Here is an 8961-nt window from a genome sequence, read left to right on the forward strand (position 1 = left end):
CTCCTGTGTGCTGTGCCACGACCTTACCCGCGCGCGGGCCGCCGTCGCCGCACGGTGCGCGGGCCGCCCCGTGCCGGTGGCGCGACGGCCCTGGTCGGTGTCGGCCCGGTCGCGTACGGTGAAGTCATTCTTCTCGCGGGTGCCCCGTACGCCCCCTCGCAAGCCCCCCACGCACTCCCCCGCCCGAGCCCAGCCTCACGAACAGGAGTCACCGGTGCCGGTCCTCCCTGGAGCCGAGCCGTTCCGCCACGAGGGCGGAGAGGTCGGCGTCCTCCTCTGTCATGGCTTCACCGGATCGCCCCAGTCGCTGCGCCCGTGGGCCGACTACCTCGCGGCGCGCGGGTACACCGTGTCGGTGCCGCTGCTGCCGGGGCACGGCACCCGGTGGGAGGACATGGCGGTCACCGGCTGGCAGGACTGGTACGCCGAGGTGGACCGGGAGTTGCGGGTGCTGCGCGAGCGGTGCGCCCGGGTCTTCGTCTTCGGCCTCTCCATGGGCGGGGCGCTGGCGCTGCGGCTGGCCGCGCGCCACGGCGACGCGGTGAGCGGGCTGGTGCTGGTCAACCCGGCGAACAAGGTGCACGGCCTGTCCGCGTACGCCCTGCCGGTCGCCCGCCACCTCGTCCGTACGACGAAGGGCCTGGCCGGGGACATCGCGCGCGAGGGGGCGCACGAGGTCGGTTACGACCGGGTCCCGCTGCACTCCGCCCACTCGCTGCGCCGGTTCCTGCGGATCGTCGACACCGAACTCCCGCAGGTGACGCAGCCGGTGCTGCTGCTGCACAGCTCGCAGGACCACGTGGTGCCGCCCGCCGACACGGCCCGCGTCCTCAGCAGGGTGTCCTCGCGGGACGTCGAGGAGGTGCTGCTGGAACAGAGTTACCACGTCGCGACGTTGGACCATGACGCGGAGCGGATCTTCGACGAGAGCCACCGGTTCCTCGCCCGTCTCGCATCCGGAGTGGCGGAGAAGGGGGGTATGTCCGGTGGCTGAGCAGGACGCGGACCGCACGGGCAGTGACGAGGAGCGCGAACCGCCGCAGGCGGAGGGGCAGACGGCCGCGCCCGGGAGTACGGACGAGGGGCGCCCCGCCGACGCGCCCCGGGACGAGGTGCGCCCGCTGGACGAGGAGGCCGCCTGGGCCGCGATCGTCGCCGGGTACGGCGAGGAGCCGCCGGACCCGCCGGGCGCCAAGCCCTTCAAGCCGATCGAGGACCTCGCCCTGCCGGACGAGGACCTGATCAACGTGCTGGACGACGAGGACCGCCCCGAGGCCCCGGCGGACAAGGGCAACGGCAAGAGTGGTCTGGGCAGTTCGGTGGTCTTCGCCCCCGGCGTCGGTGGCCCCCGCGACCATGTGCTGCCGGACGGGGACTCCGGCGGCGCCGCCGACGGCGAGGACGACGACCCCGAGGGGCACTTCGTGCCGCCGGAGCCGCCGCCGCTCCCGGAGGCGGACGCGACGTCGAAGTTCGCCTGGCTCGGGGTGGTCGGCGGTCCGGTGCTGATGCTCCTCGCGGTGCTGCTGGGCTGGGAGATGACCTGGTGGCTGACGACCGTCTGCATCGGCGGTTTCCTCGGCGGCTGCGCGACGCTGGTGGCGCGGATGCCGCACGACGACGACGAGGACCTGGGCGACCCGGGGCACGGCGCCGTCGTCTGAGCCGTCAGGCCCGGTCGCCCGCGCGGGCGGCGGCCGGCACCCGGAGGGCGGCCAGGACCGGCAGATGGTCCGTGGCCGCCCGCAGATCGGCGTCGTCGACGCCGGGGAGCCCGGCCGGGACCCCGCAGCCGAGGACCTCGATGCCGTCCGTGGTGAGGACGGCGTCGATGCGGCGGACCGGCCCGTCGGCCGGGAAGGTGTGCTCCCCGCCCCAGGGCCGTACCGCCCAGCCGTCGTGGAGCCGCCCGGCGATCAGCCGGAACGCCTCCCCGGCCGGTACGTCGTTGAGGTCGCCGCCCACCACCGCGTGCTCGACGCCCAGCGCCTCCACCCGTTCCAGCAGCGCCCGGGCCTGGGCGAGGCGTTCGTCCGGCCGCAGGCTCAGATGGCAGCTGACCACACCGAGCCGGGTTCCGGCGATCTTGACCACCGCCGTGGCGAAGCCCCTGCGGTGCAGCCCGGGGGTGCGCGGCAGCAGGACGTCCTCGGTGCGTTCGACGGTGGCGCGCAGGGAGCAGAGCAGCAAGGGGCCGGCGGCGGTGGCGCCACCGGAGAGGATGACCAGGTCGGTCGCGGCGGCGAGCCGGGCGGCGGCCTTGCGCCAGCGGAAGAAGCGCGGCGCCTCCTGGACGAACACCAGGTCGGGGGCGCAGGCGCGGATGACGCGGGCGAGGGCGGCGGGGTCGTCGCGCATCGAGCGGATGTTGTAGCCGAGAACACGGACGACGGCCGAACCGTCGTCCTCGGTACGGGAGTCGGGCAGCGGCGTCAGAACCATGCGGGCCACGATACGACGGACGCCCGCCGTGCCCCTGGGGGCGCGGCGGGCGTCCGTTCGGATCGCGCGTGGTGCGGTGGGTGCGGCGGTCAGCCCTGGCGGGCCAGGTCGGCCGCGCCGACCAGTCCGGCCTTGCCGCCGAGCTGGGCGGCGAGGACCTGGGCGTGCGGACGCCACTCGCCGCCGATCAGCCAGCGGCGGAACGACTTGCGGATCGGGTCCAGGACCAGTTCGCCCTCGTCGGAGACGCCGCCGCCGACGATGAAGGCGGACGGGTCGAAGAGGGAGGCCAGGTCGGCCAGGCCCGCGCCGGCCCAACGGGCCAGCTCGCGGAACGAGTCGATGGCCACCGCGTCGCCCTGGCGGGCGGCCTCGCTGATGTGCTTGCCCTCGATGCCCTCGACCGTGCCGTCGCCGAGCGAGAGCAGGACGGAGGCGTTCTCCGGGGTCGCGTTGGCGCGCTGCTTGGCGTACCGCACCAGGGCGCGGCCGGAGGCGTACTGCTCCCAGCAGCCCTGGCTGCCGCAGCCGCAGAGCAGGCCGTCCGGGACGACCCGGATGTGACCGAATTCGGCGGCCACGCCGAAGCGTCCGCGCCGCAGCTTGTTGCCGATGATGATGCCGCCACCGAGGCCGGTGCCGAGCGTGATGCAGATGACGTCGTCGTGGCCCTTGCCCGCGCCGAAGCGGTACTCGCCCCAGGCCGCGGCGTTCGCGTCGTTCTCGACGACGACGGGGAGGCCGACACGCTGTTCGACCTCGTCCTTGAGCGGCTCGTGGCGCCAGTCGATGTTCGGTGCGAAGAGCACGGTGGCGCGCTTGTCGTCGACGTACCCGGCCGCGCCGATGCCGACCGCTTCGATGACGTGGCCCTCGCGCGCACCGTCCACGGCCGAGCAGATGGCGTCGACGATGCCCGAGGCCGTCGGCGGGGTCGGTACTTTGAACATCGAGAGGATCTGGCCCTCTTCGTCGACCACTCCAGCCGCGATCTTCGTGCCGCCGATATCGACGCCGATGGTGAGTCCCATGAATCCCTCAGTTCCGGTCGAGCCCCGCTGGGTCAACCGTACCCGAGAAGGCAGCCGGAATTTCCGGCCAGGGCTCAGTCCAGGTCGATGTGTTCACTCGCCGACGGCCCGTCCGAGGGCCGGTCGCGGGGGTCGGAGGGGTCGTCGGCGGCCCGGTCGGGCGTGTCGGCGGGGCGGCCGGCTCCGCCGGACGCGCCTTCGGTGGTCCGCGTCCAGCGGCCCTCCTGGCCCTCGACGGCGGAACGGTACGCGGCGAGCAGTTCGTTGCCGGCGGCGGCGAGGTGGTCGAAGATCTCCGGATTGCGCTCGATGACCGGTTCGACCGCCGACTTGGCCTGCTGGATGACCTGCTGCACCGCACCCTGGGCGGCGGTGCCGAGCAGCGGCGAGGAGAACGCGCCGAGCTTCCCGGCCACCGCGTCGACCAGCTTGCGCAGCTCCTCGGCGGCGGAGGCGGGCGGCGGCCCGTAGGTGGCGCGGCGGCGGGCCTTCTCGGCCTCCAGGTCCTCGGCGCAGGCGTCGGCCCACGCGTCGCCGTCGGCGGGACGATCGGTGGCTTCACTCATGGCGGGCTCCTGCGACGCGGATGACGTACCTCCGACGGTACCCGAACGGAGGTCGTCCGTTCAGGGGCAGCGCGGCGGGGGCGGGGAACGGCCGTCGGAGGCGGTGCGGCCGGAAAGCGGACCGGCCGTCGGAGGCGGTACCGGCCGTCAGGGCGTACGCGGCCAGAGCGACGGGTCCGGGGTGAACCGGACGCGCAGCACGCCGTCGCGGAGGGCCGCCCCGGACACCGTGCAGCGGCGGAGCGCGGACTCCAGGCGCACGCTGCGGCGGAAGGGCCCGACGGCGAGAAGGATCTCGTCCCCGCGGCGGACGAGCCGAAGACCGGACTTGACCGCTCCGGGCAGCGGCAGGCACCAGACGAAGCCCTCGGCACCGTCGGGGGCCCGTTCGGTCCACCAGGGGTCGTCGGCGCGGCCGGCCGGGCGGTCGTCGGGGGCCGGAATCCCGAGCAGGTCCAGGTCCTCGGGGGTGCGGGGGTCGTGGCCGAGGTGAGGTGCCTCGTACAGCGCCTCGGCGGCGGGGCCCCCGTCGGGCTGAGGCGTCCGGTCCTCGTACCAGCGGGCGAGGGTCTTCTCCTGCTGGGCGGCGAGTCCGGCGAACCAGGGATCCGCGGAGTGGCGCGGCAGCACCCGGTTGGCGACCAGCAGGTCGGTGCGCAGCCCGTGCAGCGCGAAGCCGGTACGGGCGGCGCGCAGGGCGTCCTCGGCGGCGGGTCCGGGCTCGGCGACCAGCCGGAGGGTGGTGGAGCGGTCCTCGATCAGCGCCTCGACCTCGGCGAGTTCGGCGTCCTTGCGCGCGGCGGCGGCGTACAGCCACTGCGCGGGCATCGGGACCCCGGCGAGCTGGGCGAGCACCGGGCGCAGCGCGCGGGCGGCCTGCCGTTCCTGGGGCAGCAGCCGGCGCAGGTAGCGGCGGAGCTGGCCGGGGAGGGCGAGCAGGGCGACGGCCTCGGTCAGGGGCGGCAGGGCGACGACGAGGGTGTCGTAACCGGCCTCGGCCCAGTCTCCGGAGGCGGCCCGGTGCAGGGTGTGCAGGAGGGCGAGTTCGCCGCTGCCGGGGAGTTCGGTGAGTTCCTCGGCGTCCATGCGTCCCGCGCCGAGGAGGTCGAAGACGGCGGAGGCGCGTTCCTGGAGGGCGAGGAGTTCGGTACGCAAGTGCGCGGCGGAGTCGGTGCGGGCGTGGTCCAGGAGGTCGTCGGCGGCGACCGGCCCGGGGCCGTCCGGGAAGCCGGGGCCACCGGGCACGTGGTCGCGGGTGACCAGCAGGGTGCGGCGGCCGGCGCGGGCCGAGGCCCGTGCGGTGGCCGCCGCGACGGTGGTGGTGCCGGCGCCGCCGGGCCCGGTGACCAGGACCGTGCGCACCGGGTCAGCCCTGCGGGGCGGACTCGACGCGCTTCTTCAGACCGGCGAGCGCGCGGTCGATGATGACCTTCTCCGCCTTGCGCTTGATCATGCCGAGGAGCGGGATCTTGACGTCGACGGCGAGCCGGTAGGTGACCTCGGTGCGCTCGCCGCCGGCGAGGGGCGCCAGCGCGTAGGTGCCGTCGAGGGACCGCAGCATCTGGGACTTGACGAGGCTCCAGCTGACCTCGTCGTCGCCCTTCCAGGTGTAGGCGAGGACGTGGTCGTCCTTGATGGCTCCGGCGTCGAGAACCAGGCGGACCTGTTCGGCGCGGCCCTGGTCGTCGGTGGCCAGCACCTCGGCCTCCTTCACCTCGCCGGTCCACTCCGGGTAGCGGGCGAAGTCGGCGATCACGCTCATCACGTCGGCCGGTGCCGCCTCGATCGTGATGCTCGAGCTGGTGTGTTCAGCCATCGCCGTGGCCCTCCATGCGCTGTGCCGGTCCGTTCTCGGCAGGAGCCTGCCGGGTGCAGGCTATCGCGTGTGCGCGAGGGGGTGTCCGGCGGCTCTCACCGGGCGGGCGGCCCCGACCGGCGGGCGCCTCCCGCCACCGGCCGGTCCGGCGGCTCTCACCACTGGAGCGCCCATGGCCGGCCGGTGGAGGCGAAGTGGCCGACGTTGACGCACTCGGTCGTGCCGATCCGCATCCGGCGGGCCAGGGGCTGGTGGACGTGGCCGAAGAGGGCGTACCGGGGGCGGGTGCGGCGGATGGCGTCCAGCAGGGCGCGGCTGCCGCGTTCGAAGCGCCGGGCGACGGTGTCGTAGACGAGTTCCGGCACCTCGGGCGGGATGTGGGTGCAGAGGACGTCGACCTCGCCGACCGCCTCCACCTTGGCTGCGTACTCCTCGTCGCTGATCTCGAACGGGGTGTTCATCGGGGTCCTGAGCCCGCCGCCGACGAATCCGAAGACGCGACCGCCGATCTCGACGCGCTGGCCGTCCAGGACGGTGGTGCCCGGTCCGGCGTACTCGGGCCAGAGGGCGGGGACGTCGACGTTGCCGTAGGTGGCGTACGTCGGGGTCGGCATGGCGGCGAACATCTCGGCGTACTGCTTGCGGACCGCGCCGAGGATGGCGGCGTTGCGGTCCATGCCCGCCCAGAGCTCGCGGCCGAAGTCGCGGGCCTCCTCGTAGCGCCGGGCGGTGCGCAGGGCGACGATGCGGTCGGCGTTCTCCACGCCGAAGAGGTCGGGGAAGATGCCGCGCGAGTGGTCGGCGTAGTCGAGGAAGAGCACCAGGTCGCCGAGGCAGATCAGGGCGTCGGCGCCGTCGCCCGCGCGGGCCAGCGCCTCGGTGTTGCCGTGTACGTCGCTCACCACATGGACGCGGGTGGTGCCGCGGGCGGTCACCGGGGTGCCCGTCACGCCCTCTTCTCCTGCACGCATGAGCTCACCCTAGTCAGCCCCCTGTGGCCTGAACAGGGCGTCGGACCTGCGGTTACTTCCGAGTCCGGAGACGGGTGGTCTAGGGTTCCCGGAACGACGGTCTCTGTATGTGATGCATAAGACATCTGTCCTGCTCCTCTATCCGGAAGCACTACCGGTGGGTAACGTCCGGGCAGTCCAGTCGTGCTCACCCCACTGAGCACCTGCCAATCGTGGACCGCTTCCGGTGCGTCACACAGAGCCGTGGCACCGGAGCCCGATGAGGAGCAGCAGTCTTGCGCGAGTTCAGCCTTCCGGCCCTGTACGAGGTCCCCACGGACGGCAACCTGACCGATCTCATCCGCCGCAACGCCGCTCAGCATCCCGCCACCGCGGTGATGAGCCGCAAGGTGGCCGGTGCGTGGACCGACGTCACCGCGACCCAGTTCCTGGCCGAGGTCAGATCCGCCGCCAAGGGCCTCGTCGCGGCCGGGGTGCAACCGGGCGACCGGGTCGCTCTGATGTCGCGCACCCGCTTCGAGTGGGTCCTCCTCGACTTCGCCATCTGGACCGCCGGCGCGGTGACCGTACCGGTGTACGAGACCAGTTCGCCCGAGCAGATCCAGTGGATCCTCGGCGACTCCGGCGCGGTCGCGGTGATCGTGGAGAGCGACGCGCACGCCGCCTCGGTCGCCTCGGTCCAGGCGCGGCTGCCGGAGCTCAAGCAGGTCTGGCAGATCGACCGCGGCGCGGTGGAGGAGCTGAACGCCGCCGGCGCGGAGGTCTCCGAGGAGACCGTGGACGTGCGGACCACCACCGCGAAGGCCGACGACCCGGCCACCATCGTCTACACCTCCGGCACCACCGGCCGCCCCAAGGGCTGTGTGCTCACCCACCGCAGCTTCTTCGCGGAGTGCGGCAACGTCGTGGAGCGGCTGAAGCCCCTCTTCCGTACCGGCGAGTGCTCGGTGCTGCTCTTCCTCCCCGCCGCGCACGTCTTCGGCCGGCTGGTGGAGGTGGCGGCCGTGATGGCGCCGATCAAGCTCGGCTGCGTACCGGACATCAAGAACCTCACGGACGAACTGGCCGCCTTCCGGCCGACGCTGATCCTCGGAGTGCCGCGCGTCTTCGAGAAGGTCTACAACGCGGCCCGCGCCAAGGCGCAGGGCGACGGCAAGGGCCGGATCTTCGACCGCGCCGCCTCGACGGCCATCGCCTACAGCCAGGCGCTGAGCACCCCGAAGGGCGCCTCCCTCGGCCTGCGGCTGAAGCACCGGCTCTTCGACAAGCTCGTCTACGGCAAGCTCCGCGCGGTCCTCGGCGGGCGCGGCGAGTACGCGATCTCCGGCGGCGCCCCGCTCGGCGAGCGCCTGGGCCACTTCTACCGGGGCATCGGCTTCACGGTCCTGGAGGGCTACGGCCTCACCGAGAGCTGCGCGGCCACCGCCTTCAACCCGTGGGACCGGCCGAAGATCGGTACGGTCGGCCAGCCGCTGCCCGGCTCCGTGGTGCGGATCGCCGACGACGGCGAGGTCCTGCTGCACGGCGAGCACCTGTTCGCGGGGTACTGGGGGAACGAGGCGGCGACCGCCGAGGCGCTGGCGGACGGCTGGTTCCACACCGGTGACATCGGCACGCTGGACGAGGACGGCTACCTCGCGATCACCGGCCGCAAGAAGGAGATCATCGTCACGGCGGGCGGCAAGAACGTCGCTCCCGCCGTGATCGAGGACCGCATCCGCGCCCACGCCCTGGTGGCCGAGTGCATGGTGGTGGGCGACGGGCGGCCGTTCGTCGGCGCGCTGGTCACGCTGGACGAGGAGTTCCTCGGCCGCTGGGCCGAGGAGCACGGCAAGCCGACCGGTTCGACGGCCCGCTCGCTGCGCGAGGACGCCGAGCTGCTGGCGGAGATCCAGCGGGCGGTGGACGACGGGAACGCGGCGGTCTCCAAGGCGGAGTCGGTGCGCAAGTTCCGTGTCCTGGAAGCCCAGTTCACCGAGGAGGCGGGGCACATCACGCCTTCGCTGAAGCTGAAGCGGAACGTCGTCGCGAAGGACTTCGCCCACGAGATCGAGTCGATCTACGGCGGCTGATCAGGACGGTACGACCCGGACGGTACGACGGAGAGGGGCCCGCACGCGCGGGCGGGGCCCGGA

At 73.4% G+C, this 8961-nt stretch carries 9 protein-coding genes; 3 read left to right on the forward strand and 6 right to left on the reverse strand.

Annotated elements, in window-relative coordinates; genetic code table 11:
- Positions 1-214: 214 nt before the first annotated feature.
- Together ACFWEE_RS30875 and ACFWEE_RS30880 are read left to right on the forward strand one after the other, a co-directional pair.
- Positions 215-994: an alpha/beta hydrolase gene (locus ACFWEE_RS30875; protein WP_386894216.1), complete on the forward strand. Its 780-nt coding sequence runs from the start codon at positions 215-217 to the stop codon at positions 992-994.
- Positions 987-1664, forward strand: coding sequence for a hypothetical protein (locus ACFWEE_RS30880; protein ID WP_386894218.1), 678 nt, complete (start codon positions 987-989; stop codon positions 1662-1664). Before ACFWEE_RS30875 ends, ACFWEE_RS30880 begins: the two co-directional genes overlap by 8 nt.
- 4 nt (positions 1665-1668) lie before the next feature.
- On the opposite strand, the gene ACFWEE_RS30885 is transcribed toward ACFWEE_RS30880, so the two are convergent.
- The 6 genes from ACFWEE_RS30885 to ACFWEE_RS30910 form a co-directional block, all read right to left on the reverse strand.
- Positions 1669-2442 carry an endonuclease/exonuclease/phosphatase family protein gene (locus ACFWEE_RS30885; protein WP_386894220.1) on the reverse strand — a complete coding sequence of 258 codons (774 nt, stop codon included), beginning with the start codon at positions 2440-2442 and terminating at the stop codon, positions 1669-1671.
- Between the two features lie 89 nt (positions 2443-2531).
- Positions 2532-3473, reverse strand: a complete 942-nt coding sequence (locus tag ACFWEE_RS30890; RefSeq protein ID WP_386894222.1) for an ROK family glucokinase — start codon at positions 3471-3473, stop codon at positions 2532-2534.
- Between the two features lie 74 nt (positions 3474-3547).
- Positions 3548-4039 (reverse strand): DUF5304 domain-containing protein, encoded by a 492-nt coding sequence (locus tag ACFWEE_RS30895; protein WP_386894224.1) that lies wholly within the window; start codon positions 4037-4039, stop codon positions 3548-3550.
- Between the two features lie 147 nt (positions 4040-4186).
- Complete coding sequence (locus ACFWEE_RS30900) at positions 4187-5401, reverse strand: ArsA-related P-loop ATPase (RefSeq protein WP_386894226.1); 1215 nt, start codon at positions 5399-5401, stop codon at positions 4187-4189.
- 4 nt (positions 5402-5405) lie between these two features.
- Complete coding sequence (locus ACFWEE_RS30905) at positions 5406-5855, reverse strand: SRPBCC family protein (RefSeq protein ID WP_386894228.1); 450 nt, start codon at positions 5853-5855, stop codon at positions 5406-5408.
- 155 nt (positions 5856-6010) lie between these two features.
- Positions 6011-6826 carry a metallophosphoesterase gene (locus ACFWEE_RS30910; protein WP_386894230.1) on the reverse strand — a complete coding sequence of 272 codons (816 nt, stop codon included), beginning with the start codon at positions 6824-6826 and terminating at the stop codon, positions 6011-6013.
- Positions 6827-7101: 275 nt separating this feature from the next.
- Between ACFWEE_RS30910 and ACFWEE_RS30915 the strand changes: the two genes are divergently transcribed.
- On the forward strand, positions 7102-8898 hold the full coding sequence (locus ACFWEE_RS30915; RefSeq protein WP_386894232.1) for an AMP-dependent synthetase/ligase: 1797 nt from the start codon (positions 7102-7104) through the stop codon (positions 8896-8898).
- Positions 8899-8961 lie beyond the last annotated feature (63 nt).

The organism is Streptomyces sp. NPDC060184 (assembly GCF_042728795.1).
In the GTDB taxonomy this organism is placed as follows: Bacteria; Actinomycetota; Actinomycetes; order Streptomycetales; family Streptomycetaceae; genus Streptomyces.